Origin of the sequence: Pseudomonas sp. BIGb0278, assembly GCF_024809895.1 — a bacterium.
Taxonomy (GTDB): Bacteria; Pseudomonadota; Gammaproteobacteria; order Pseudomonadales; family Pseudomonadaceae; genus Aquipseudomonas; species Aquipseudomonas shirazensis.
This window is the reverse complement of record NZ_JANUEL010000003.1, coordinates 362363-387384: the sequence shown is the minus strand read 5'-3', so window position 1 is coordinate 387384 and position 25022 is coordinate 362363. Positions and strand designations below refer to the sequence as shown.

Here is a 25022-nt window from a genome sequence, read left to right as displayed (position 1 = left end):
AAAATATGGGGGCGCTTCGCACCCCTTTCGCGACACAAGGCCGCTCCTACCGACAGCGCTGAAATGCTCGACAAAAAAAAACCGCATCCTTGGATGCGGTTTTTTATGGGCCGGCGGTGAGTTAAGCCGCCTTGGCCTCTTCCTGGCTCAGCGAGCGGTTCAGGGCACTGAACAGCGCCTTGAAGCTTGCGGTAGTGATGTTTTCATCGATACCCACACCATGCACCGGGCGGCCACCGGCAACGCGCAGCTCGATGTAGGCGGCAGCCTTGGCGTTGGTGCCGGCACCGATGGCATGCTCGTTGTAGTCCATGATTTCTACCGCAACCGGCATGCAGGCCGCCAGCGCTTCCAGCGCGCCGTTGCCCTTGCCGTGCCAGTGCAGGTTGGTTTCGCCTTCACCGGCTACTTCCACTTCGACCTTGCTGCTGCCGTTTTCTTCCTGCAGGCGGTGGCTGACCAGGGCGTACGGGGCGTTGGCCTGGAGGTACTCCTTGTGCAGCAGCTTGTAGATCTGCTGGGCGGTCATTTCCAGGCCCAGGCGGTCGGTTTCACCCTGTACGACCTGGCTGAACTCGATCTGCATGCGGCGTGGCAGGCTGATGCCGTACTCCTGCTCGAGCAGGTAGGTGATGCCGCCTTTGCCCGACTGGCTGTTGACGCGGATCACCGCCTCGTAGCTGCGGCCAATGTCGGCCGGGTCGATCGGCAAGTACGGTACTTCCCACAGCTCGCCTTCCTGCTGCTTGCTGAAACCTTTGCGAATGGCGTCCTGGTGCGAGCCGGAGAACGCAGTGTGAACCAGGTCGCCGACGTACGGGTGACGCGGGTGCACCGGCAGCTGGTTGCACTCCTCGACGACCTTGCGTACGCCGTCGATGTCGGAGAAGTCCAGCTGTGGGTCGATACCCTGGGTGTAGAGGTTCAGCGCCAGGGTCACCAGGTCGACGTTGCCGGTGCGCTCGCCGTTGCCGAACAGGCAGCCTTCGGCGCGGTCGGCACCGGCCATCAGGCCCAGCTCGGTGGCAGCAATGCCAGTGCCACGGTCGTTGTGGCAGTGCAGGCTGATGATCACGCTGTCGCGGCGATTGACGTTGCGGCAGAACCATTCGATCTGGTCGGCGTAGATATTCGGCGTGGCCACTTCAACGGTAGCTGGCAGGTTGAAGATGATCTTGTGCTCAGGCGTCGGGTTCCACACTTCGGTCACGGCGTCGCAGACTTCCTTGGCGAACTCCAGTTCGGTGGCGCTGAAGGTCTCTGGCGAGTACTGGAAGGTCCAGTGCGTCTCGGGCTGCTGCGCTGCGTATTTGACGAACAGCTTGGCGGCGTTGACGGCGATGTCCTTGACGCCTTGCTTGTCCTGGTTGAAGACAATGCGGCGGAACGACGGGCTGGTGGCGTTGTACAGGTGGACGATGGCCTTTTTCGCCCCACGCAGCGACTCGAAGGTGCGTGCGATCAGGTCTTCGCGGGCCTGGGTCAGTACCTGGATGGTGGTGTCATCCGGGATGTGGCCGCCTTCGATCAAGGTACGCACGAAGTCGAAATCAGTCTGCGAGGCAGACGGGAACGACGCTTCGATTTCTTTCACGCCAACCTGCACCAGCGTCTTCCAGAAACGCAGCTTCTTCTCCGCGTCCATCGGCTCGATCAGCGACTGGTTGCCATCACGCAGGTCCGAGCTGCACCAGATCGGCGCTTCGGTGATGGTCTTGGACGGCCAGGTGCGGTCGGGCAAATCGATGGTGGGGAAGGCGCGATATTTCTTCGACGGGTCTTTGAGCATGGTCATGCGAATAATCCTTTTGGGTGCGGCCGAGATCGGGCCTGCCGGACGATAACGAGATGAATAGGCGAGGCGACGCGATTCACCCTGGTAGTCGGGCACTGACCAGGCAGAGGCTGCGGTGTTGGCGGAGCAAAATGAGGGTGCTAGAGGTTTTCATGGCTTCAACCCTAACCACAGCGGTGAGGGTTGGCAAGCCTTGAAAAAAAATTGAGATAAATGTTCAAGAATGTGCAGTTGGCGAGATTGAATCGCCGCGATCAAATTCAGAACCCGATTAAATTGCGCAGTACATTTCATCAGCGCAAGAGCTTCCCGGTAGCAGGGGAGCTCTTGCCTGGCCTGCGCTCAGGGTTGGAATGCCCCGATGAAAATCGCCGGATCAACCCGCGCATCGTTCAGGCTGACGTTCCAGTGCATGTGCGGGCCGGTGGCGCGACCGGTCGCGCCGACCCGGCCAACCACGTCGCCACGGCGCAGCTGCTGGCCATTCTTCACATCGATTTTCGACATGTGGCAGAACATGCTGATAAAGCCTTGGCCGTGGTCGACGAACACGGTCTGGCCATTGAAGAAGTAGTTACCGATCAGGATCACCGTACCATTGGCCGGGGTCTTGATCGGCGTCCCGGCGGGTACGGCAAAGTCCAGCCCGGCATGCGGATTGCGCTCTTCACCGTTGAAGAAGCGGCGCACGCCAAACTTGCTAGACAGCGGCCCGTTGACCGGTTTGTCGAGGATCAGGTTGCTCGGCAGGGCCGGGCTGAAGCTGCGGTAGGCCTTGATCTGCTCGGCCAGCTCGCGGTCGATGCGCTTGAGGTCGGCCGGGTCTGGGTTGACCTGGCGCTTGTTCTTCAGGGTGATGTGCTGCTCGGGGTACTTCTTGCTGCCGACGGTGAACGGCAGGCTGCGGTTGCCCTGGCTGAGGGTGGCAGTGCCGGGCTTCTGCGTCAGCGGGATGCCGACGATCGCCAGCCAGTTGTCCTGCTCCTTGACCACCAGCACCGGCTTGCCGTCAAAGCGCGCTTGTGGGGCGTTGGCAGCAGGGCCCAGGTCGACCACGGCGACGCCGCCCGGCACTGGCTTGTTGAGGGTGCGGGTGATGTAGCTGGCCTGGGCCGCAGTGGTCAGCAGCAGCAAGGACAGGGCAAGCAGCGGGGCGAGCAAACGAGGCATGTGTCAATCCAATAGCGAAAGGGTGACCGGAGTCTGGTGGTTGTCTTCGACCCGCACCTGCAGCTCACCTTCGTTGAGGCGAGCGGTCAGGCGTTGACCGTTGCGCGTCTGCGCCGCGCTGCGGATGGCCTGGCCGCGCTCATCCAGGAGGATGCTGTAGCCACGCGCCAGGGTCGCCAGCGGGCTGACCACCTGCAAGGTCTGCAACTGGGCCTGGAAGCGTTGGCGGCGGTCCTTGAGGGTTTCGCGCATGGCTCGTGGCAGGCGCTCGGCGAGGCTGTCCAGGCGCTGGCCGAGCAACTTCAGCGTGCGCCCCGGGTGCTGCGCGGCCAGGCGCGTGTCGAGGCGGCCGAGGCGCTCCTGACGTGCGCGCATGTTCAGCGCAAAGGCGCGGCGCAGGCGCATGTCCAGATCGTCCAGACGCTGCGCCTGTTGGCGCAGGCGTTCGCCGGGATGTCGCAGGCGGCGGGCCAGGCCTTCGACGCGCAGGCGGTCATGGCTCAGGCGGTTCTGCATCCGTAGCAACAGCCGCCGTTGCAGGCTCTCAAGGCGCAGTTGCAAACCGCTGCTGTCCGGGGCCAGCAGCTCGGCGGCAGCGGACGGCGTGGGTGCGCGCACGTCGGCGACGAAGTCACTGATCGAAACGTCGGTTTCATGGCCTACGGCACTGACGATGGGCGTCACGCAGGCGGCAATCGCACGCGCTACCGCTTCTTCGTTGAAGCACCAGAGGTCTTCCAGAGAACCGCCGCCACGGGCCAGGATCAGGGCGTCGAAGCCGCGGCTGTCGGCCAGGCGCAGGGCGCGCACGATCTGGTTGATCGCCTCGCGACCCTGCACGGCAGTCGGGATCAGGTTCAGCTCGACCTGCGGCGCGCGCCGGCCAAACACACTGATGATGTCGCGGATCACCGCGCCGGTCGGCGAGGTGATGATACCGATGCGTTGTGGGTGCGCCGGTAGTGGCTGCTTGCGCTCGGTGCTGAACAGGCCTTCGGCGCTGAGTTTCTCTTTCAGCGCTTCGAAGGCCAGGCGCAGGGCGCCGTCACCAGCCGGTTCGACCGTATCGAGGATCAGCTGATAGTCGCCACGCCCCTCGAACAGCGAGACCTTGCCGCGCACGCGCACTGCCAGGCCATCGCGCAGTGCCTGACGCACGCGCGTGGCGTTCTGCCGGAACAGCGCACAGCGCACCTGCGCGCCGCTGTCCTTGAGGGTGAAGTAGATGTGGCCAGAGGCGGGCCGGGCCAGGTTGGAAATCTCGCCCTCAACCCAGACGTTGCGGAACACGTCCTCGAGCAGCACGCGGGCGCGGCCGTTGAGTTGGCTGACGGTGAGGACCTCGCGGTCGAGGCCGAGTCGTTCGAAAGGGTCTTTGATCATGTTCGGCATCATAAAGGACAAGGCCAGCTTGTGCATCGCCCTCTGCACCGAGCATGCGCTGGAATGCTACCTTTGCGCATTGCCCAGGGAGGGACTTGCATGCTCGCTCAATTGCCGTTTACCGGCCTCGACTGGCTACCCGTGCTGCTCGCGGTCAGCGCGGCTTACATTGTGTTCGGCATTGCCGGCTTTGGTACGGCGTTGATTGCAGCGCCGGTGTTGATTCATTTCATGCCGCTGTCCAAGGTGGTGCCGCTGCTGGTGCTGCTCGACTTCATCGCGGCGTTCGGTAACTTGCTGCCGTCGCGCAAGGACGTCGCCCGCGCCGAGTTGCTGCGGCTGCTGCCGTTCATGGCCATCGGTTGCATTTTGGGCGTGGTGTTTTTGTTGCAGCTGAAATCAGACCTGCTGTTGCTGCTGATGGGCGTGTTTGTTACGGCCTATGCCATTTATGGCCTGGCGATCAAAACCCGGCCGACACGTCTGAATCCGCTCTGGGCGGTGCCCATGGGAACCGTCGGCGGGCTGTTCGGCGCCATGTTCGGCAGTGGTGGTTTCCTTTATGCGATCTACCTGAATGCACGGCTGGATTCCAAGGATGAGGCCCGCGCGACCCAGTGCGCCCTGATCAGCTGCAGCACCATCGTGCGCCTGTCGTTGTTCGTTATCGCCGGGGTGTATGCCGACCTAAGCCTGCTGTTGCTGGCGGCGTGCTTGCTGCCAGTGATGTTTCTGGGCACCTGGATTGGCCGTCGGTTGAGCTTCAAACTCTCCCGCGAAGCCTTCGTGCGGCTGGTGACCTGGCTGGTACTGGCCAGCGGTGTGGCCTTGATTGTTCGCTACCTGACGAGCTGAGCAGGGGGTAGAATTGGCCGATTATTGAAGTCCCAGGCCTGCCTTGTTCATGAACACCCAGAGCATCATCGTCCCCAAACTGTCCACCGTCCCGGTGCACGAGGCCCGCGCGCGGGCGATCCTGCGCTGGCTGGTCAGGGAGAAAATCGTCGAGGAGCAGTTGAGCACCTGTGGGCGCAGCGGCAACCGCATGGCCTACGCGCTGGCGCCAGGCGCGCGCAAGATCGCCCTGCGACCTGACCTGCTGCCGTTCGATCAGCCGGTCAACGGCCTGGAAGTCATGCTCAAGCGCTGCATCTATACGCCGACCGAAGGCTTTCTTGAAGAAGCCGGCTGCCCGGAGTGCCGGCGCGAAGTCGGCGAGCCGCTGTTCGACAGCCTGGAGGAGTGGATGCCGGGGGTGAGCGACAACTTCACCTGCCCGCTGTGCGCCTTCGAAGACGATATCAATGGCTTTCTATTCCTGCAGCCATGTGCCTTTTCCAACCTGGGGTTCATCTTCAACAACTGGGGCGAGGCCGGTTTTACCTCGACCTTCCTCGCCGCGTTTGCCGACTGGCTCGACCATCCGGTAGCCGTGGTGCAGGTAAAACTGCCACAGGCCTGACCGAAGGCCCTTATTTTGCATTGAGTGGCGCGCCGTGGATGAGTATAATGGCGCGCTTCCAATTTTCCCGCCCGGGAGCCCCCGCGATGCTGCGTATCAGCCAAGAAGCACTGACCTTCGACGACATTCTCCTTGTACCTGGTTATTCCGAGGTACTGCCCAATGAAGTCAGTCTCAAGACCCGTTTGACCCGTGGCATCGAGCTGAACATTCCGCTGGTATCCGCTGCCATGGACACCGTTACCGAAGCCCGCCTGGCCATCGCCATGGCGCAGGAAGGCGGTATCGGCATCATCCACAAGAACATGACCATCGAACAACAGGCCAGCGAAGTGCGCAAGGTCAAGAAGTTCGAGGCTGGCGTGGTCAAGGACCCGATCACCATCGAAGCCGACGCCACCGTGCGTGACCTGTTCGACCTGACCCGCCTGAACAACATCTCTGGTGTTCCGGTGCTGGCCAATGGCGACCTGGTCGGTATCGTCACTTCCCGTGACGTGCGCTTCGAGACCCGTCTGGACGCCAAGGTGCGTGATGTGATGACGCCAAAAGAGCGTCTGGTCACCGTCCGCGAAGGCGCCGACAAGAACGAAGTCCGCGAGCTGCTGCACAAGCACCGCCTGGAAAAAGTTTTGATCGTAGACGGCAACTTCAGCCTCAAGGGCATGATGACCGTCAAGGACATCGAAAAGGCCAAGGCCTACCCGCTGGCGAGCAAGGACGACCAGGGTCGTCTGCGCGTCGGCGCTGCGGTCGGCACCGGCAAGGACACCGGCGAGCGCGTTGCTGCGCTGGTTGCTGCCGGCGTTGACGTGGTGGTGGTCGACACCGCCCACGGTCACTCCAAAGGCGTGATCGACCGCGTTCGCTGGGTCAAGGAAACCTATCCGCACGTGCAGGTGATCGGCGGCAACATCGCCACTGGTGCTGCCGCCAAGGCCCTGGCTGACGCCGGCGCTGACGCAGTCAAGGTCGGTATCGGCCCAGGCTCGATCTGCACCACGCGTATCGTCGCTGGTGTCGGCGTGCCGCAGATCAGCGCTATCGCCAACGTTGCCGCTGCCCTCGAAGGCACCGGCGTACCACTGATCGCCGACGGCGGCATCCGCTTCTCCGGTGACCTGTCCAAGGCCATCGTCGCTGGCGCCTCGTGCGTGATGATGGGTTCGATGTTTGCCGGTACTGAAGAAGCGCCAGGCGAAGTCGAGCTGTTCCAGGGTCGTTCCTACAAGGCTTACCGCGGCATGGGTTCGCTCGGTGCAATGGCTCAGGCGCAAGGTTCGTCCGACCGTTACTTCCAGGATTCCTCGGCCGGCGCCGAGAAGCTGGTCCCGGAAGGCATCGAAGGCCGCGTACCGTACAAGGGCGCACTGGCTGCAATCATTCACCAGCTGATGGGCGGCCTGCGTTCGTCCATGGGCTACACCGGCAGTGCCACCATCGAAGAGATGCGCACCAAGCCTGAGTTTGTACGCATCACCGGTGCCGGCATGGCCGAGTCCCACGTGCATGACGTGCAGATCACCAAGGAAGCGCCAAACTACCGCGTAGGCTGAGGCTTCCAGCATCATTAGCAAGCGGGGCTGTTACGACAGCCCCGTGTTGTTTCCGATTTCCACTGACGAGATTGAGTCATGGCCCTCGACATTCACGCTCACCGCATCCTGATCCTCGACTTCGGTTCCCAGTACACCCAGCTGATCGCCCGCCGCGTGCGCGAGATCGGTGTCTACTGCGAGCTGCACCCGTTCGACATGGACGATGAAGCGATCCGCGAATTCAACCCGCGCGGCATCATCCTCGCTGGCGGCCCAGAGTCGGTCCACGAAGCCAACAGCCCGCGTGCACCGCAAGCGGTGTTCGACCTCAACGTACCAGTGCTGGGCATCTGCTACGGCATGCAGACCATGGCCGAGCAGATGGGCGGCAAGGTTGAAGGCTCCGAGCTGCGCGAATTCGGCTACGCCCGCGTTGACGTGGTCGGCAAGAGCCGCCTGCTCGACGGCATCGAAGACCATGTAGACGCCGACGGCGTATTCGGTCTCGATGTCTGGATGAGCCACGGTGACAAGGTCACCCGCATGCCAGAGAACTTCCACGTTCTGGCCAGCACCCCAAGCTGCCCGATCGCCGGCATGTTCGACGACAGCCGCGGCTACTACGGCGTGCAGTTCCACCCTGAAGTGACCCATACCAAGCAGGGCGGACGCATCCTGTCGCGCTTCATCCTCGACATCTGCGGCTGCGAAGCGCTGTGGACCTCGTCCAACATCGTTGAAGATGCCATCGCTCAGGTTCGCGCCCAGGTCGGCACTGCCAACGTTCTGCTCGGCCTGTCCGGCGGCGTCGACTCGTCGGTGGTTGCTGCGCTGCTGCACCGCGCCATTGGCGACCAGCTGACCTGCGTATTCGTCGACAACGGTCTGCTGCGCCTGCACGAAGGTGAGCAAGTGATGGCCATGTTCGCCGAGAACATGGGCGTCAAGGTGATCCGCGCCAACGCCGAAGCTCAGTTCCTGGGCAACCTGGAAGGCGAAGCCGACCCGGAGAAAAAACGCAAAATCATCGGCCGCACCTTCATCGACGTGTTCGATGCCGAAGCCAGCAAACTGGAAAACATCCAGTTCCTCGCCCAAGGCACCATCTACCCCGACGTGATTGAGTCGGCTGGCGCCAAGAGCGGCAAGGCCCACGTGATCAAGTCGCACCACAACGTCGGCGGCCTGCCAGAGGAAATGAACCTCAAGCTGGTCGAGCCACTGCGTGAGCTGTTCAAGGACGAAGTGCGCAAACTCGGCCTGGAACTCGGCCTGCCGTACGACATGGTCTACCGCCACCCGTTCCCAGGCCCGGGCCTGGGCGTACGTATCCTTGGTGAAGTGAAAAAGGAATACGCCGACATCCTCCGTCGCGCTGACCACATCTTCATCGAAGAACTGCGCAAAGCCGACTGGTACCACAAGACCAGCCAGGCCTTCGTAGTGTTCCAGCCGGTCAAGTCGGTTGGTGTGGTCGGTGACGGCCGTCGCTACGCCTGGGTCGTCGCCCTGCGCGCCGTCGAGACCGTGGACTTCATGACCGCACGTTGGGCACACCTGCCTTACGAGCTGCTGGAAACGGTCAGCGGGCGGATCATCAACGAGATCGAAGGCATCTCGCGCGTTACTTATGACGTGTCGAGCAAGCCGCCGGCGACGATTGAGTGGGAATGATCTGCTAGCGCAGCGATTGAGAAACCGGCTTAGGCCGGTTTTTCTCTATCTGCGGGCGGTAAGCGAGGGCTACGAAGCAGCCCTGGCGTCCTCAAGTCAACCACAGCCTGAAACGACAAAGCCCGCATTCGCGGGCTTTGTCGTTTCAAGCGCAGACCTCTATCAGAAGTCGTAACGCACGTTTGCGGTAAAGGTATCCGCGTCGAACCCACTGCTGGTCAGGTAGCTGTAGTTACCGCCCACGCTCCACGCGCCGACGCGGTAGTTGGCGCCCAGGCCCAGCTCGTAGCTATCACGCGCAGGTGTCGCACCGGTGGTGGTGAACGGCGTACCGCCGAGGACGAAGGTGGAAGTGGTGGCGGTCTTGTCGCCGATGAAGTCGTGCCAGGCCATCAGCTTGGCTTCTGGTTCCAGCGTGCCCACACCTACATCGAAGGCTGCTGCCAGGCGAGCGCCGAGGCCCATTTCGCCGATTTCGTAGCGTTGGCTGCCGACGTTGAGGGCGGCCGAGCTGCCTTTTTCACGGTACGAATCAATCGACACGTTGGCATAGCGTGCACCGACCTGAGGTTCCAGCAGCCATTGCTTGTCGAGCTGGAAGGTGTAGCCAGCCAGGGCGTTGACGCCGAAGATCTCACTGTCGAAGCTGGCCTTGGCGCGGGTGCCGGCAATGTAGCGTTTGGACTCGTTGTCGTTCCAGCCATACATCAGCGAGGTGTCGACGAAGAAGTTGTCGTGGGTCCAGTTGCCGTACAAGGTCAGTGCATGGCCTTCGACATCGGTTTTGCTGCCCAGGTCGGATTTGACGTCGCTGGTCAGGTAGCTGTAGGCCAGGCCCACGGTGGTGTCGGCGTTGAGCTTGCCGTCGGCACCCACGGCGATGCCGTTGGTGTTGGCGTCGTAGCCGTCGATACCGTGGCGGCGGTCCTGGTTGGCATCGCTGGTCAGCGCTTGCAGCCATACGCCTTGCTCGGCCAGCACGTCACCGGATGACAGACCGCTACGCGCCTTGCTGGCACGGCGGTTGATGGCACCGGCGACCAGGTTCTGGCTGTTGGTGGCGGCGTGGATTGCGCCACCGCTGACGTCTGGGGTCAGGGTTTCGGCCAGTTTGGCCAGCTCTTCGCTGGTGGCGGCGTTGGCGAAACGCTGGAACACCGGGTCGCTTTCGTCCAGTTGGCCCATGACGGTGTTCTTGAACGGCTTGATGGCGTTCACTGCGTTGCGCGAACCACGCGCTTCCAGCAGGTTTTCCGTGATCACCTCATCGCTGCGGGTGGCAACCAGAGCTTTCACATCCTGGCCTTCGATGCCGAAGTTCTTCACTTCAAGCAGCGCCGAGGAGGAGACCACCGAGAGGTTCTCTGGGTCTTCCCAAGTGCCGGAGTTGAGCAGGGTGTAGCGGGTGCCCTGGGCCGAAGTGCGGAAGTCGTCGGAGCGCGCCTGCAGTTCGATCTGGCTGCCGGCGGAGAAGAAGGTATTGCCGGTGACAGTCAGGATCGGCCTGTTCGGCAGGGTGTCGTTGTCCAGCAGCAGGCGCAGGCGGGCGGTGTCGCTGTCCATGTCGAGGTCGCCGTCAATCGTCGTCTGCGGGCGTAGCAGGGTCAGGCGGCCGCCGTCGATATCGACGAAGCCGGCGCGGATGGTCGAGCCATCGAACATCGCCTCGCCTTGCACCAGCACGCCACTCAAGCCCAGTACATCACCCTTTACCTGGCCGCCTTGCCAGTAAAAATACGATGGAGCTGCATCGTCATTGGCCTTGATTGCAGCCTCGCCGCCTTCGATCAGGCCAGCTGTCTGGGTGATGGCGAAGGTGTCGAAACCGGCAGCGGGATCCAGGCCGACGAAGTGAATGCCAAAGCCTTCGCCCGAGATGGTCCCGCTATTGTTGACGTCGGTCTTGAAGACGTCGGTGATCTGACCGGTGAACTGAGCGTGGTCGATCTCGATACCGGCGGAGTCGAGGCCGCGCGCGGTAATGATGCCGGTGTTGTTGATGCGTGCCTGAGTCGAGGTGATCATCATGCCGTTGGCGTTTTCACCCGTGACGTTGATGTTGCCGCTGTTGTTCACTTCACCGGCGATGACCGCTCTGTACAGATCCAAGCCCATCGCGCCGGGGCCGTCCACCGTGATGTTGCCCTGGTTTACCACGTCACCAGCGACGGTAGAACTCAGGGTCATGGAGATACCGCCCGCGTAGTCGGTCAGGCTCTTGGTTGTCAGGTTGATATTGCCCTGATTGACCAGATTGCCACCCAGGGTCACATCTTGCAGGTATACACCTGCGCCCGTCGACGTTCCGGTGAAAGTGGCGTTGCCAAAGGTCTCATCGATGCTGATGAATTGGCCGGTGCTCAGGTCGTAATTGACGTCGGCCACGGGAACGGCATTGGCTGCGGTAGTCGTGGTAGCCGCAATGGCGAGCGCGAGCAATGAGCGACGCATAGGAGAAATGTTCAAGGCAGTATCCTTACAGGGCAGAAACTGACATGGGAGGACCTACGCGTCAGCGTCTGTTTCAGGCATCCCTGCCAGCTTGTCAGTGAAGTGCTGAGTCAAGCGCGAGCGAATTTACACCAAACCATTAGAATGATTCATCCTTGATCGGGTTTTTTAAGGGGAAAAATCCAAGAAATGCGACCAGCTAGCTATTTTCTAGAGAAATACAGGATTAATCAGCAATAACCGGAACTTTGCCGTTCGTGAGATGGTCAACAGTAGTCTTTTTTTGCCAAGCCTCATTTTTCAGCGGAGTTTCAAGCCACTCAGACCATGCCGCTTCCCAGCCCTGGTCATGGCTGGCGCCGTCAATGCGGACTGTTTGGGAGAGTGGGGAATCAAGCGCTTGTTGGTATTTGTCAGCCAGAGTCGCTGGAATGATCTGGTCCGCTGTTCCAACCAGATGCCGCTGTGGAACAGAGGCGAGCTGAGACCGGTAGTCCAGTGGCTCCAGCGAACCGTCGAGTGGCGACAGGTTTTTCATTGCGACCCACAAGCGCGGGCTGAGATTGCCAGCCAGTGTCTGCACCTGGGTCACATCAGTCCGCTGGGCTGCCAACAGCAAGGCAAGCGCGGCGCCACCTGAATACCCCACCAGTTCGAATTCCTGGTTGCCATAGCGCTGTTTCAATTGGTCCAGCGCCTGGCTGAGGCGAGTGACCACGTCCTGAGAAAACCGTCTGTTGGTCCACAGTTCTGGGCGGCACGCCGCGCTCATGACGAACTGGCAAGGGCGTGCCAGGTAGGCGTTTGGTGCCGGGTCGGCCAGCGCCAGCCGGGCCACCAACAGATTGTGCGGGCTCGGATCCAGGCTGGGTTGGCTGGCCGTGGCCCAGGCATGGCCGTCGCCTTCGAGGTAGACGCGCAGGCGAGTCTGGTTGCCTGCAGCGTGCGGTGTCAGTACCAGCAGCGGGAAGGCGCGTCCCGGCAGCACCTCAACCTGGCGACCCTGTGCGTCAGCTAGGTGCTGCAACGCCTCGCGCGGCGATTGGCAGGCCACAAGCAGCGCGCTTATGACCACCAGCCAGGCTTTACCGAGGTAGACCAGTGCCTGAGAGTAGGGGGCGTATCTATTGCTCATCGGTTGTGGATTACCATGGCTGATATTTAATAGCTCGCCGGCGTCCAGATCGAGGTGGCCTCTGCAGTAGCCAAGATCTTGATACTTCTATGGTTGCTTGGAGTGGCAGTCTGGTTCGGTTGGTGCAAATTGCGCGACGTCTACCGATACTACAGAGCCAGATGATCCCTGGCACGCCAACACGCCCCGCTCAGGATTGAAATAAACAGCCCGCCACGGGCTTCAGGCTTGCTGGGAACGGTCGATAGCCTGACGATGCGCCCGCCGCGGCGATCGCAGCTCGTTCTCCCCCGTGCAGGTCCGTATATGAACTGGTTCCACGACGCCAAGATTTCAACCAAGTTGTATGTTGCATTCGCGCTATGCGCTTCCATCACGTTGATCGTTGGGATTATCGGTAGCCAGGGAATTGGCTCGTTGTCTACAAACTTGCAGTTGGTCTTCAGCAACAACCTGGTGTCGGTGGCCAAGACCGCAGAGGCGCGGTCCGATGCCATTGCCCAAAACCGCGATTTGTATCGTCTGCTGGCAGCTTCCATCGCAGGCAGCGACGCCGCTGAGCGCAGCGCCATTGTTGCTTCCATGAATGAAAACCGCCAAACCAGCGAGCGCGCCTTCGCCGTTTACCGCGCCACACCGCTGGCGGATGACGAGCGTGCCGCGGGCGATCGCATGGAAAAGGACTGGCCAGCGTATCAGGCCATCATTGAGCGTGTGGCGGCGACCATCGAGCGTGGTGATCTGGCCGCAGCCAAGCAGCTGATGGCTGGAGAAATGCACCAGGCGTATCGCACCGTGATGGACGAGATGGAGATCATGGTCAAGTCCAACAACCGGCAGATCGGTGAAGGTGCACAGGATGCTCGCGACAGCGAGGCTGCTGCCAAGCTCAACCTCTACCTTGGCATCGGTGCCTCCTTCATCACTGCGCTGCTGCTGGGTATTTTCATCAGCCGGGTGATCAGTGCGCCGATCGCATTGGCGGTTGGCAACGCGCAGCGAATTGCCGGTGGCGATCTGAGCAAAACCATTGAAAGCGGCCATCGTGACGAAGGCGGCCAGTTGCTCGCGGCGTTAGGCGCGATGCAAAGCGGGCTCAAGGGCACTATCCAGCAGATTGCCAGTGCGGCAGATCAACTGGCTTCGGCGGCCGAAGAGCTCAACGCGGTGACCGAAGAGAGCAGCCGCGGCCTGGTCCGTCAAAATGACGAAATCCAGCTGGCGGCTACCGCCGTCACCGAAATGAGCGCTGCGGTTGACGAAGTGGCGCGCAACGCCACATCGACCTCCGAGGCTTCCCGCCACACCAGCAATGAAGCAGCCAGCGGCCGCGATCAGGCGCGTGAGGCGGTCAAGGCGATCACCAGTGTGAATGCCGAGATCGGCCAGTCGACCGTGATTGTCGATGAGTTGGCAGGCAGCGTGCGCGATATCGCCAAAGTCCTTGACGTCATCCGTGGTATCGCCGAGCAGACCAACCTGCTCGCACTCAACGCGGCCATCGAGGCGGCGCGGGCAGGTGAGCAGGGCCGCGGTTTTGCTGTGGTGGCCGACGAAGTCAGAGCCCTGGCCGCGCGCACCCAAGCCTCCACCGGCGAGATCGAAGCGATGATCGCCAGCGTGCAATCGCGCGCCGACGACGCGGTCAAGGCCATGGGCAACAGCCGTGCCCTGGCCAGTAATACTCAGGAACTGGCCAAGGCCACTGGCGAATCGCTTGAGCGTATCGCTCAGAACATCGCTGGCATCAACGACCGCAACATGCTGATCGCCACCGCATCCGAAGAGCAGGCCAACGTCGCGCGGGAAGTGGATCGTAACCTGGTCAACATTCAGGATCTTTCCACCCAGACCGCAGCAGGCGCCAACCAGACCAGCGCATCCAGCCAGGAGCTGTCGCGCCTGGCGGTATCGTTCAATCAGCTGGTCAGCACCTTCAAGCTGTAAGCCGCGAACACTAGGGCTTGAGCTTTGCCAGTCACTTGCATGGAGGCATGCAGGTGACTGGCAAGCGCTTGTCGGCAGAGTTTTCAATTAAGCTTGAGCCGCCACTCCCTACCGGAACCCTCGCAATGACGCTGACAATCCGCCCTGCCGAGCGCGCCGATGCTGCGCTGATCCTGCGTTTTATCACTGAACTGGCGATCTATGAAAAGGCCGAACACGAGGTCAAGACCGACGTCGCCGGGATCGAGAGCAGCCTGTTCGGCGAGCACAGTACGACCCATGGCCTGATCTGCGAGCTGGACGGCGAGCCGATTGGTTTTGCCGTGTACTTCTTCAATTACTCGACCTGGCTGGGCAAGCACGGCTTGTATCTGGAGGACCTGTACGTGTCGCCGCAACAGCGTGGTGCAGGCGCGGGTAAAGCATTGCTGCGCCATCTGGCGAAGATGGCAGTGGCACGCGGGTGCGGACGCTTTGAATGGTCGGTGCTGGATTGGAATACCCCTGCGATCGAATTCTACGAAGCCATTGGCGCCAAGGCGCAGGATGAGTGGATTGGCTATCGCTTGAGCGGGGAGGCGTTGGTCGCGTTTGCCAGCGGTAGGCGGTCTGCGTAGCGGCCTCAGGATTTATGCAGCACCGTAAAATCGCCGGGCCCGCTTTGCGGGCCTTTCGCGACACAAGGCCGCTCCTACAGGGGACGGTGTGCAGGCATAAAATTTATTGTGGATTGTTATGTTATAACAACCGTAGAATCTCGCCTCGTCTTTAGCCGCACTTGTGCTCGATCAGGAGTTGTAATGAGAACCGCCCCGCTATCACTTGCCGCGCTGACCGCGCTGGTCATGACCGACCTTCATGCCAATCAAACCGGTAGCTCGGTCATCACCCTGGGCGAGATCAAGGTCTCGCAGGCAGCCGGCACCGCGCTGCGCACCGAGAACGTGCTGACCTCGGTCGATGTGCTGGGCGGCGATCAGGTCGAAGACAAGAACGTGATGAACAGCTGGCAGTTGCTCGGGCAGATGCCGGGCATCCAGTTGACTGAGACAGGGCAGGGCGCCGAGTCGGGCAAGGCGACTTTCCGCGCCTTCAACGGTGAGGGTTACATCAACGGCATCAAGATGCTCATCGATGGCATCCCGAGCAACGTCAACAGCGGCAACCAGCGCTTTGTCGACATGGTGTTCCCGCTCGACATCAGCTACATCGAAGTGGTCCGCGGTACCAACGACCCGCGCTACGGCCTGCACAACATCGGCGGCAACATCAACTACGTCACCCGCCAAGGTGGCAACTACATCGACAGCCGAGTCACTTACGGCAGTTTCGATACCCGTGAAGTACAGCTGGCGATCGGCCATGAAGAGGGCAACTTCGCCCAGAACTACATCCTGGCCAAGCAGGACTCGGACGGCTTTCGCGACAACAGCAACTCCAATAAATACGCCCTCGGCGGCAAATGGTTCGTTACTGATGACGAGCAGACCCTGCGCGTTGGCCTGATCGCCCGGCTGTATCACCACCAGGCCGAGGAGAGCGGGTTTCTCACCCGCGATGAGCTGCGCGCCAGCCGCACCCAGTCGCCCGCCAAGAACGCCAACGACGGCGACGACCGCGACATGAAGCAGCTGAGCCTGCACATGGACTGGCAACTCAGCGATCAATTGAGCATGAGCAACAAGCTCTACTACAACAGTTACAACGATGATCGCACCATCACCTTCACTGACTACCCGCTGGGCAACGCCCCGCGCCAGCGCCGCATGTGGGACGAGCAGCAGGCCGGCCTGCTGAGCACGCTGACCTGGCGCGCCAACGACCTGTTGACCCTGGACGGCGGTATTAACGTAGAAGAGCAGGACAACACTTATCGCCGGCAACGCTACAGCTTTGGCGTGCCGACCGATTTCGATGCAGCCCCCGCGCGCATTCAGGACGACGACCACTACACCTTGCGCAACCTCGGTGGCTATGTGCAGGCGATCATCCAGCCGACCGAGTCACTGAAGATCATCCCGGCCATGCGTGTCGACAAGTTCGACGGCAATACCACCACCCTCGGCGGCCAGAAGGCCTCGTTGCAGGACTACGGCTGGATCCAGCAGCCGAAGTTGAGCGTGGTCTACAGCGTCAGCGAAAGCGTCGACGTCTACGCCAACTGGGGCCGCACGTTCCAGATTCTTACCGGTAGCAGTTTCCCGGCCTACTTGAGCGCCGGCCAGGCCAGCTATGCCCCGTCGATCAATACCGGCAAAGAACTGGGGGTCAAGTTCCGCCCGTTCGACGGCGCTGAGGCGCGCGCTTCCGTGTGGCAGCAGGATGCTACCGATGAAGTGGCCAATATGCCGGCCACCGGCACCTCGGTGGGGCTTGGCGAAACCCGTCGGCGCGGCATCGACCTGCAGCTCAACGCGCAATTGAACGAACAGTGGACGTTGTGGGGCTCGCACTCGATTCAGGAGGCCAAGGTGGTCAAGGCCTTCGCCGCCACTGGCGAGTCGCTGGCGGGCAAGGAGGTGTTTTCGACGCCGCGTTACATCAGCAACCTCGGCGCCGACTACCAGTACAACGATGACTGGCGCTTTGGCCTGCAGGCCCGGGCCCAGGGCGACTACTACATCGATGCGCAGAATCAGCAAGGCAAGTACGGTGGCTTTGCCGTGCTGGATGCCAGCGTGCGCTACCGTATCTCCAGCGCGACCAGTGTCGATCTGCAATTGAAGAACCTTACCGATCGCGAGTACGAATACGTCTGGTACGACAACTTCTTCTGGGGCGGCGACGATCAGCCGATGTTTTCGCCAGCACCGGGCCGCTCGGCGTTTGTCTCGCTCAACATGAAGTTGTAAAGCCTGACCAGCTGGGGTTCGAAGGTTAAGACCATCAACACTTCACTTAATCTTTCGCATTTGCAGGTGTATCGTATTCGCCCTTCATTGCCAGCCCGGTGCTGGCAGACTGATCGCGTATAACGAGGTACCTGCACCGATGTCCTTTACCCGTCGACAAATGCTCAAGGGCCTGACTGGCCTGGTCGTGGTTGGCCTGGGCGCTGGAGGCGCAGCGCGCTACTGGCTGGGCAAGGTCGAGGACGACAACGCCGGACATGACTACGAGCTGATCGCCGCGCCGCTTGAAGTCGAGCTGGTAGCGGGCTTCAAGACCGAGGCCTGGGCCTTTGGCCCATCGGCGCCGGGCACCGAGCTGCGGGTCCGCCAGGGCACCTGGCTGCGGGTGCGCTTCATCAACCACCTGTCGGTCGAAACCACCATCCATTGGCACGGTATCCGCCTGCCGCTGGAAATGGACGGCGTGCCCTATGTCTCGCAACTGCCGGTCAAGCCCGGCGAGTACTTCGACTACAAGTTCCGCGTGCCGGACGCCGGCAGCTACTGGTATCACCCGCACGTGAGCAGCTCCGAGGAGCTTGGTCGGGGCCTGGTCGGCCCACTGATCGTCGAAGAGCGCGAGCCCACCGGCTTCAAGCATGAGCGCACGCTGAGCCTGAAAAACTGGCACGTCGACGAGCAGGGCGGGTGGCTGCCGTTCAGCATTCCTCGTGAAGCTGCGCGCAATGGCACCGCTGGGCGCTTGATCACCATCAACGGCCAGGCCGATTCGGTCACCGAGCTGCCGGCCGGGCAGGTCGTGCGCGTGCGCCTGCTCAACCTCGACAATACCTGGACCTACCGCATCAACCTGCGTGGCAACTGCGAGGCGATGATCTACGCCCTCGATGGCAACCCGGTCACGCCGCGGCCATTGGACGATGACTATTGGCTGGGCCCTGGCATGCGCATCTGCCTGGCGATCCGCATCCCTGAAGCCGGCGAGGAGATCTCCCTGCGCGACGGCTTTGTGCGCCTCGGCACCCTGCGCTCGGTTGCCAGCAGCGACGCCCCCGGCGAATGGCCGCCGGCATTACCGGCCAACCCGATCGCCGAACCAGACCTGGCCAACGCCGAGAAGATCAACTTCAATTTCGAGTGGGTCGGCAAGGTTTCGGTCGACACCGACAGCGGCCGCCCGCCAAGCCTGTGGCAGATCAACGGCAAGGCCTGGGACATTACCGACAAGACCTGCGCCGACCGCCCGATCGCCACATTGGAAAAGGGCAAGAGCTACATCTTCGAGCTGAAGAACATGACCCAGTACCAGCACCCGATTCACTTGCATGGCATGAGCTTCAAGGTGCTCAGTTCCAACCGGCACAAAATCACCGAGCCGTGGTTCACCGATACTTACCTGCTGGGCAAGAACGAGCGCGCCCAGGTGGCCCTGGTGGCTGATAACCCGGGTACCTGGATGTTCCATTGCCACGTCATCGACCACATGGAAACCGGCCTGATGGCCGCGATTGCGGTGGTCTGATGCGCGCGCAGATTATTGATCGCAGCCGTGATCAGGCTTTTATGCAGATGGCCCTGGAGCTGGCTGCGCAAGGTGCGGCGTTGGGCGAAGTGCCGGTTGGCGCGGTGCTGGTGCAGGGTGGCGAAGTGATCGGCAGCGGCTTCAACCGACCGATCACCGACAGCGATCCCAGCGCCCACGCCGAGATGGTCGCCATTCGCGCTGCAGCGCAGGCGGCCAGCAACTACCGGCTGCCCGGCAGCACGCTGTACGTGACCCTGGAGCCGTGCAGTATGTGCGCAGGTTTGATCGTTCATTCGCGGGTGGCGCGGGTGGTGTATGGGGCGCTGGAACCGAAAGCGGGGATCGTGCAGAGCCAGGGGCAGTTCTTTACCCAGGGCTTTCTCAACCATCGGGTGCTGTTCGAAGGTGGGGTGCTGGCGCAGGAATGCGGGCAGATACTCAGCGATTTCTTCAAGGCGCGGCGGGCAAAAGCCTCGAGCTGAGCCGGTTACATCGGCGGTGACTGTTCCGCTGGCTTGTCCTTGTTGACGCCTGGCACATGCAGGTTGCCTTCGGCGACCTGACCTTCGAGCTGCGGCTGGGTCACCCAGGTCAGGATGTCGTAGTAACGGCGGATGTTGGCGACAAAATGCACCGGCTCGCCGCCGCGGGCGTAGCCATAGCGGGTCTTGCTGTACCACTGCTTCTGCGACAGGCGCGGCAGCATCTTCTTTACGTCCAGCCATTTGTTCGGGTTCAGGCCTTCGCGCTTGGCCAGGGTGCGGGCGTCTTCCAGGTGGCCGCTGCCGACGTTGTAGCCGGCCAGGGCGAACCAGGTACGGTCCGGCTCCTTGATGCTGTCGTCGAGCTGTTCCTTGACCAGCATGAAGTACTTGGCGCCGCCGGTGATGCTCTGCTTGGCATCCAGCCGGTTGGACACGCCCATCGCCTGCGCGGTGCGCTGGGTCAGCATCATCAGCCCGCGCACGCCGGTCTTGGAGGTCACCTCAGGCTGCCACATCGACTCCTGATAGCCGATTGCCGCAAGCAGGCGCCAATCGACCTGCTCGACCTTGGCCGAGGCCTTGAAGTGCTTTTCATACTTGGGCAGGCGCTGCTGCAAATGCTGGGCGAAGGTGTAGGCGCCGACGTAACCGAGGACGTCGACGTGGCCGTAGTAACGATCCTTGAGGCGCTGCAGGGTGCCGTTCTTTTGCGCTTTGTCGAGAAACTCGTTGACCTCGTTGAGCAGGCTGTTGTCTTCGCCCGCGGCGACTGCCCAGCGCTGATCACGACTGTCGCCCAGGTCAAAGGCAACCCGTACATTGGGGAAGTACACCTGGTTCATCGCCAGCTCGTTGGAGTCGACCAGGGTCAGGTCGATCTGGCCTTCATCGACCATGCGCAGCAGGTCGACTACTTCAACGGCGTCGGATTCTTCGTATTCCAGGGTCGGGAACTGTTTTTTCAGCGCTGCCAGTTGCTCTGCATGGCTGCTGCCCTTGAGCACCATGATCTTCTTGCCGATCAGGCCCTTGGCCTGGGTCGGCCGCGAACGCCCATTGCGGTAGATGACCTGCGGGGTGACTTCGAGGTACGGATGCGAGAATTTTGCCTGGATGTTGCGCTTTTCGCTGCTGACCAGGCCCGCCGCTGCCAGCACCGGACCGGACGGTTTGCCCAGTTGATCGAACATTTCGTCGATATTGTCGGCGGTTTCGATCTCCAGCTTCACCCCCAGGTCATCGGCAAAACGCTTGACCAGCTCGTATTCGAAGCCGGTTTCGCCGTTGCGGTCCTGGAAGTAAGTGGCCGGGCTGTTGCGGGTAATCACGCGCAGCACGCCGTCTTCCTTGACGCGCTCGAGAGTGCTGGGTTTTTCAACACAGGCACCGAGCATCAGGAAGAGGCCGGTTGCGAAGAGCCATTGGGCGCAACGCTTGCGCAAAGCAGTGGGGGCGAACATAGCTTGCAGTATACGCAAAGGGCCGCAACTGCCATATCTCGACAACGCTGGGCAGGTCTGCTAGCAGATTGGCCAGGGATTTACTGATGGCCGAGCAAAACCGGCAAAAACCCCCGACTTTTCTGACCCCGGAGTCCGGTTCAGCCGCCCGGCAGCATTGCCTTGCAGCGGGTGCCCAATCGCGCGAATTACGCTAGAATGCACGGCCTCTAAGCACACCCCTTCCTGAGGCTGTCCCGACGATGTTGATCCTGCGCGGCGCTCCTGCCCTTTCTGCCTTTCGCCACGGTAAGCTACTCGAGCAACTGAGCCAGAAAGTCCCCGCTGTTACCGGCTTGTATGCCGAATTCGCCCACTTCGCCGACGTCGATGGTGAATTGACCGCCGACCAGCAGCAAGTGTTGGCCCGTCTGCTCAAGTACGGGCCGAGCGTGCCGGTACAAGAGCCGACTGGCCGCCTGTTCCTGGTAGTTCCGCGCCTGGGCACGATTTCGCCCTGGGCCAGCAAGGCCAGCGACATCGCCCACAACTGCGGCCTGCAGAGCATTCAGCGCCTGGAGCGCGGCATTGCCTTCTATGTGGCCGGCGACCTCAGTGAGGCCGACGCGCAAGAAGTTGCCGCCGCGCTGCATGACCGCATGACCCAGCGCGTGCTGACCCAACTGGAGCAGGCAGGCGATCTGTTCAGCCATGCCCAGCCCAAGCCGATGACCTCGGTCGACGTGCTCGGCGGTGGCCGTACAGCTCTGGCGCAGGCCAACATCGACCTCGGTCTGGCCCTGGCCGAAGACGAGATCGATTACCTGGTCAACGCCTTCCAGGGCCTCAAGCGTAACCCGAACGACATCGAACTGATGATGTTCGCCCAGGCCAACTCCGAGCATTGCCGACACAAGATCTTCAATGCCACCTGGGACATCGACGGCCAGGCGCAGGACAAGAGCCTGTTCGGCATGATCAAGAACACCTACCAGATGCACAGCGAAGGCGTGTTGTCGGCTTACAAGGACAACGCCTCGGTGATCGTCGGCAGCGTGGCCGGGCGCTTCTTCCCGAACCCTGAAACCCGCCAGTACGGCGCGGTGCAGGAGCCGGTGCACATCCTCATGAAGGTCGAGACGCACAACCACCCGACCGCCATTTCGCCATTCTCCGGCGCTTCCACCGGTTCTGGTGGCGAGATCCGTGACGAAGGCGCGACCGGTCGCGGCGCCAAGCCCAAGGCTGGCCTGACCGGCTTTACCGTGTCCAACCTGCGGATCCCAGGCTTCGAACAGCCGTGGGAGAAGCCATACGGCAAGCCAGAGCGCATCGTCAACGCCCTCGACATCATGGTCGAAGGCCCGCTCGGCGGCGCCGCGTTCAACAACGAATTCGGCCGTCCGGCCCTGACCGGCTATTTCCGTACCTTCGAGCAGTCGATCCAGACCCCGCACGGCGAAGAAGTGCGCGGCTACCACAAGCCGATCATGCTGGCCGGCGGCCTGGGCAACATCCGTGAAGATCACGTGCAAAAGGCCGAGATCACCGTTGGCGCCAAGCTGATCGTGCTCGGCGGCCCAGCCATGCTGATCGGCCTGGGTGGCGGCGCGGCGTCGTCGGTTGCCACCGGCGCCAGCTCGGCTGACCTCGATTTCGCTTCCGTTCAACGGGAAAACCCGGAAATGGAGCGCCGCTGCCAGGAAGTCATCGACCGCTGCTGGCAGCTGGGCGACGACAACCCGATCGCCTTCATCCATGACGTCGGCGCGGGCGGCATTTCCAACGCCTTCCCGGAACTGGTCAACGACGGTGGTCGTGGTGGCCGCTTCGAACTGCGCAACGTGCCCAACGACGAGCCGGGCATGGCCCCGCACGAAATCTGGAGCAACGAATCGCAAGAGCGTTACGTGATGGCGGTCGATGCGGCCAACTTCGAGCGTTTCAAAGCCATCTGCGAACGTGAGCGCTGCCCGTTTGCGGTGGTCGGCGAAGCCACTGCCGAACCGCACCTGACCGTTACCGACAGCCACTTCGGCAACACCCCGGTCGACATGCCGCTCGACGTCCTGCTCGGCAAGCCGCCGCGCATGCACCGTTCGGTCACTCGCGAAGAAGAGCTTGGCGATGAGTTCGACCCAAGCACGCTGGACCTGGCCGACTCGGTCGAGCGCGTGCTGCACCACCCGGCGGTGGCCAGCAAGAGCTTCCTGATCACCATCGGCGACCGCACCATCACCGGCCTGGTTGCACGCGACCAGATGGTCGGCCCATGGCAGGTTCCGGTAGCGGATTGCGCCGTGACCGCGACCAGCTTCGACGTCTACACCGGCGAAGCCATGGCGATGGGTGAGCGTACCCCGCTGGCCCTGCTGGATGCCCCGGCCTCCGGCCGCATGGCGGTCGGTGAGGCGCTGACCAACCTGGCTGCTGCGCGTATCGACAAGCTGTCCGACATCAAACTCTCGGCCAACTGGATGTCGGCAGCCGGCCACCCGGGTGAAGATGCCCGCCTGTTCGACGCCGTCCGAGCCGTAGGCATGGAACTTTGCCCTGAGCTGGGTCTGACCATTCCAGTGGGCAAGGACTCCATGTCGATGAAGACCCAGTGGAGCGAGCAGGGCGCGCAAAAAAGCGTGACTTCGCCGATGTCGCTGATCATCAGCGGCTTCGCCCCGGTGGTCGACGTACGCCAGACCCTGACCCCGCAACTGCGCATGGACAAGGGCGAAACCGACCTGATCCTGATCGACCTGGGCCGCGGCAAAAACCGCATGGGCGCGTCGATCCTGGCGCAGACCCACGGCAAGCTGGCTGCGCAAGCGCCGGACGTCGACGACGCTGAAGACCTCAAGGCCTTCTTCGCCGTGATCCAGGGCCTCAACGCCGATGGTCACCTGCTGGCCTACCACGACCGTTCCGACGGCGGCCTGCTGACCACCGTGCTGGAAATGGCCTTCGCCGGCCATTGCGGTCTGGACCTTGAACTCGACACCCTGACCAGCAAGCGCGAAAAAGTCGCGGCGATTCTCTTCAACGAAGAGCTCGGCGCGGTCATCCAGGTTCGCCAGGATGCCACCCCGGACGTGCTCGCGCAGTTCAGCGCTGCTGGCCTGGGCGAGGATTGCGTGGCCGTGATCGGTCAGCCGATCAACAACAGCGAAGTGCTGATCAAGCTCGCCGGCGAAGCGGTATTCACCGGTGATCGCGGCCAGCTGCAGCGCGAGTGGGCCAAGACCAGCTATCAGATCCAGCGCCTGCGTGACAACGTCGACTGCGCTGATCAGGAATACGCCGGCCTGCTGGTTGAAGACAACCCAGGCCTGAGCGTCAAGCTTGGTTTCGACGTCAACCATGACATCGCGGCGCCGTACATCAAAAAAGGCATCCGCCCGCAAGTGGCAGTCCTGCGTGAGCAGGGCGTCAACGGCCAGGTCGAGATGGCTGCGGCGTTCGACCGTGCCGGCTTCAACGCCGTCGACGTGCACATGAGCGATATCCTCGCCGGTCGTGTTGACCTGGAAGCGTTCAAAGGCCTGGTTGCCTGCGGCGGCTTCTCTTACGGTGACGTGCTCGGTGCCGGTGAGGGCTGGGCCAAGTCGGCGCTGTTCAACAGCCGCGCGCGGGATGCCTTCCAGGCATTCTTCGAGCGTGACGACAGCTTCACCCTGGGTGTGTGCAACGGTTGCCAGATGATGTCCAACCTGCACGAGCTGATCCCGGGCAGCGAGCTGTGGCCGCACTTCGTGCGTAACCGCTCCGAGCAGTTCGAAGCCCGTGTGGCGATGGTCGAGGTGCAGAAGTCCAACTCGATCTTCCTGCAGGGCATGGCCGGTTCGCATATGCCGATCGCCATCGCCCACGGTGAAGGCCACGCCGAGTTCGCCGACCCGGCCGCGCTGCTTGCAGCCGACCAGTCTGGCTGCGTGGCGCTGCGCTTTGTCGACAACCACGGCAAGGTCACCGAAGCCTACCCGGCCAACCCGAACGGCTCACCGCGTGGTATCACCGGTCTCACCAGCCGCGATGGCCGCGTGACGATCATGATGCCGCACCCTGAGCGGGTGTTCCGCGCAGTGCAGAACTCGTGGCGTCCAGACGACTGGCAGGAAGATGCGGCGTGGATGCGCATGTTCCGCAACGCGCGGGTGTGGGTGAACTAAGCG

General features: G+C 62.0%; 16 protein-coding genes. 10 read left to right on the top strand and 6 right to left on the bottom strand.

The features are described 5' to 3' along the window. Window positions 1-121: 121 nt before the first annotated feature. From leuA to xseA, 3 genes are all read right to left on the bottom strand, one after another. Complete coding sequence (gene leuA / locus M2396_RS14520) at window positions 122-1795, bottom strand: 2-isopropylmalate synthase (protein WP_181108798.1); 1674 nt, start codon at window positions 1793-1795, stop codon at window positions 122-124. A gap of 342 nt (window positions 1796-2137) precedes the next feature. Further along, on the bottom strand, window positions 2138-2965 hold the full coding sequence (locus M2396_RS14515; protein WP_150571055.1) for a M23 family metallopeptidase: 828 nt from the start codon (window positions 2963-2965) through the stop codon (window positions 2138-2140). A 3-nt stretch (window positions 2966-2968) separates the two neighbouring features. Next, window positions 2969-4348, bottom strand: a complete 1380-nt coding sequence (xseA, locus tag M2396_RS14510; protein WP_150571054.1) for an exodeoxyribonuclease VII large subunit — start codon at window positions 4346-4348, stop codon at window positions 2969-2971. A 99-nt stretch (window positions 4349-4447) separates the two neighbouring features. On the opposite strand from xseA, the gene M2396_RS14505 reads away from it, so the two are divergent. From M2396_RS14505 to guaA, 4 genes are all read left to right on the top strand, one after another. Beyond that, on the top strand, window positions 4448-5203 hold the full coding sequence (locus M2396_RS14505) for a sulfite exporter TauE/SafE family protein (RefSeq protein ID WP_150571053.1): 756 nt from the start codon (window positions 4448-4450) through the stop codon (window positions 5201-5203). Between the two features lie 49 nt (window positions 5204-5252). Further along, the gene (locus M2396_RS14500) at window positions 5253-5810 is read left to right on the top strand and encodes a sugar ABC transporter ATPase (RefSeq protein WP_188035486.1); all 558 of its coding nucleotides are present in this window, start codon (window positions 5253-5255) and stop codon (window positions 5808-5810) included. 86 nt (window positions 5811-5896) lie between these two features. Further along, entirely contained in the window at window positions 5897-7366 is a 1470-nt protein-coding gene (gene guaB / locus M2396_RS14495) for an IMP dehydrogenase (RefSeq protein ID WP_101317008.1), read from the top strand. Between the two features lie 78 nt (window positions 7367-7444). After that, on the top strand, window positions 7445-9022 hold the full coding sequence (gene guaA / locus M2396_RS14490) for a glutamine-hydrolyzing GMP synthase (RefSeq protein ID WP_103436237.1): 1578 nt from the start codon (window positions 7445-7447) through the stop codon (window positions 9020-9022). 162 nt (window positions 9023-9184) lie between these two features. On the opposite strand, the gene M2396_RS14485 is transcribed toward guaA, so the two are convergent. Then, complete coding sequence (locus M2396_RS14485) at window positions 9185-11488, bottom strand: autotransporter outer membrane beta-barrel domain-containing protein (protein ID WP_259075667.1); 2304 nt, start codon at window positions 11486-11488, stop codon at window positions 9185-9187. Window positions 11489-11699: 211 nt separating this feature from the next. Continuing rightward, window positions 11700-12608, bottom strand: coding sequence for an alpha/beta hydrolase (locus tag M2396_RS14480; RefSeq protein ID WP_259075665.1), 909 nt, complete (start codon window positions 12606-12608; stop codon window positions 11700-11702). A gap of 306 nt (window positions 12609-12914) precedes the next feature. Between M2396_RS14480 and M2396_RS14475 the strand changes: the two genes are divergently transcribed. The 5 genes from M2396_RS14475 to tadA all read left to right on the top strand — a co-directional run bounded on the left by M2396_RS14475 (window position 12915) and on the right by tadA (window position 19414). Next, window positions 12915-14555, top strand: a complete 1641-nt coding sequence (locus tag M2396_RS14475; protein WP_150571051.1) for a methyl-accepting chemotaxis protein — start codon at window positions 12915-12917, stop codon at window positions 14553-14555. A gap of 125 nt (window positions 14556-14680) precedes the next feature. After that, entirely contained in the window at window positions 14681-15172 is a 492-nt protein-coding gene (locus M2396_RS14470) for a GNAT family N-acetyltransferase (RefSeq protein ID WP_259075663.1), read from the top strand. A 183-nt stretch (window positions 15173-15355) separates the two neighbouring features. Continuing rightward, a complete protein-coding gene (locus M2396_RS14465; protein WP_259075661.1) occupies window positions 15356-17407 on the top strand; it encodes a TonB-dependent receptor in 2052 nt (683 codons plus the stop codon). 139 nt (window positions 17408-17546) lie between these two features. After that, window positions 17547-18929 (top strand): multicopper oxidase family protein, encoded by a 1383-nt coding sequence (locus tag M2396_RS14460; RefSeq protein ID WP_150573586.1) that lies wholly within the window; start codon window positions 17547-17549, stop codon window positions 18927-18929. Next, the gene (gene tadA / locus M2396_RS14455) at window positions 18929-19414 is read left to right on the top strand and encodes a tRNA adenosine(34) deaminase TadA (protein WP_101317025.1); all 486 of its coding nucleotides are present in this window, start codon (window positions 18929-18931) and stop codon (window positions 19412-19414) included. The genes M2396_RS14460 and tadA overlap by 1 nt, the downstream gene beginning before the upstream one ends. Before the next feature lie 5 nt (window positions 19415-19419). Here tadA and mltF read toward each other — a convergent pair whose 3' ends face one another. Beyond that, a complete protein-coding gene (gene mltF / locus M2396_RS14450) occupies window positions 19420-20877 on the bottom strand; it encodes a membrane-bound lytic murein transglycosylase MltF (protein ID WP_101317027.1) in 1458 nt (485 codons plus the stop codon). A 242-nt stretch (window positions 20878-21119) separates the two neighbouring features. Here mltF and purL point away from each other — a divergent pair, with 242 nt between their 5' ends. Then, on the top strand, window positions 21120-25019 hold the full coding sequence (purL, locus tag M2396_RS14445) for a phosphoribosylformylglycinamidine synthase (RefSeq protein ID WP_259075657.1): 3900 nt from the start codon (window positions 21120-21122) through the stop codon (window positions 25017-25019). Window positions 25020-25022 lie beyond the last annotated feature (3 nt).

Excerpts from the sequence above, each read along its gene's own strand:
- leuA (WP_181108798.1), bottom strand. The coding sequence starts at position 1,795 with ATGACCATGCTCAAAGACCCGTCGAAGAAATATCGCGCCTTCCCCACC.
- M2396_RS14515 (WP_150571055.1), bottom strand. The coding sequence starts at position 2,965 with ATGCCTCGTTTGCTCGCCCCGCTGCTTGCCCTGTCCTTGCTGCTGCTG.
- xseA (WP_150571054.1), bottom strand. The coding sequence starts at position 4,348 with ATGATCAAAGACCCTTTCGAACGACTCGGCCTCGACCGCGAGGTCCTC.
- M2396_RS14505 (WP_150571053.1), top strand. The coding sequence starts at position 4,448 with ATGCTCGCTCAATTGCCGTTTACCGGCCTCGACTGGCTACCCGTGCTG.
- M2396_RS14500 (WP_188035486.1), top strand. The coding sequence starts at position 5,253 with ATGAACACCCAGAGCATCATCGTCCCCAAACTGTCCACCGTCCCGGTG.
- guaB (WP_101317008.1), top strand. The coding sequence starts at position 5,897 with ATGCTGCGTATCAGCCAAGAAGCACTGACCTTCGACGACATTCTCCTT.
- guaA (WP_103436237.1), top strand. The coding sequence starts at position 7,445 with ATGGCCCTCGACATTCACGCTCACCGCATCCTGATCCTCGACTTCGGT.
- M2396_RS14480 (WP_259075665.1), bottom strand. The coding sequence starts at position 12,608 with ATGAGCAATAGATACGCCCCCTACTCTCAGGCACTGGTCTACCTCGGT.
- M2396_RS14475 (WP_150571051.1), top strand. The coding sequence starts at position 12,915 with ATGAACTGGTTCCACGACGCCAAGATTTCAACCAAGTTGTATGTTGCA.
- M2396_RS14470 (WP_259075663.1), top strand. The coding sequence starts at position 14,681 with ATGACGCTGACAATCCGCCCTGCCGAGCGCGCCGATGCTGCGCTGATC.
- M2396_RS14465 (WP_259075661.1), top strand. The coding sequence starts at position 15,356 with ATGAGAACCGCCCCGCTATCACTTGCCGCGCTGACCGCGCTGGTCATG.
- M2396_RS14460 (WP_150573586.1), top strand. The coding sequence starts at position 17,547 with ATGTCCTTTACCCGTCGACAAATGCTCAAGGGCCTGACTGGCCTGGTC.
- tadA (WP_101317025.1), top strand. The coding sequence starts at position 18,929 with ATGCGCGCGCAGATTATTGATCGCAGCCGTGATCAGGCTTTTATGCAG.
- mltF (WP_101317027.1), bottom strand. The coding sequence starts at position 20,877 with ATGTTCGCCCCCACTGCTTTGCGCAAGCGTTGCGCCCAATGGCTCTTC.
- purL (WP_259075657.1), top strand. The coding sequence starts at position 21,120 with ATGTTGATCCTGCGCGGCGCTCCTGCCCTTTCTGCCTTTCGCCACGGT.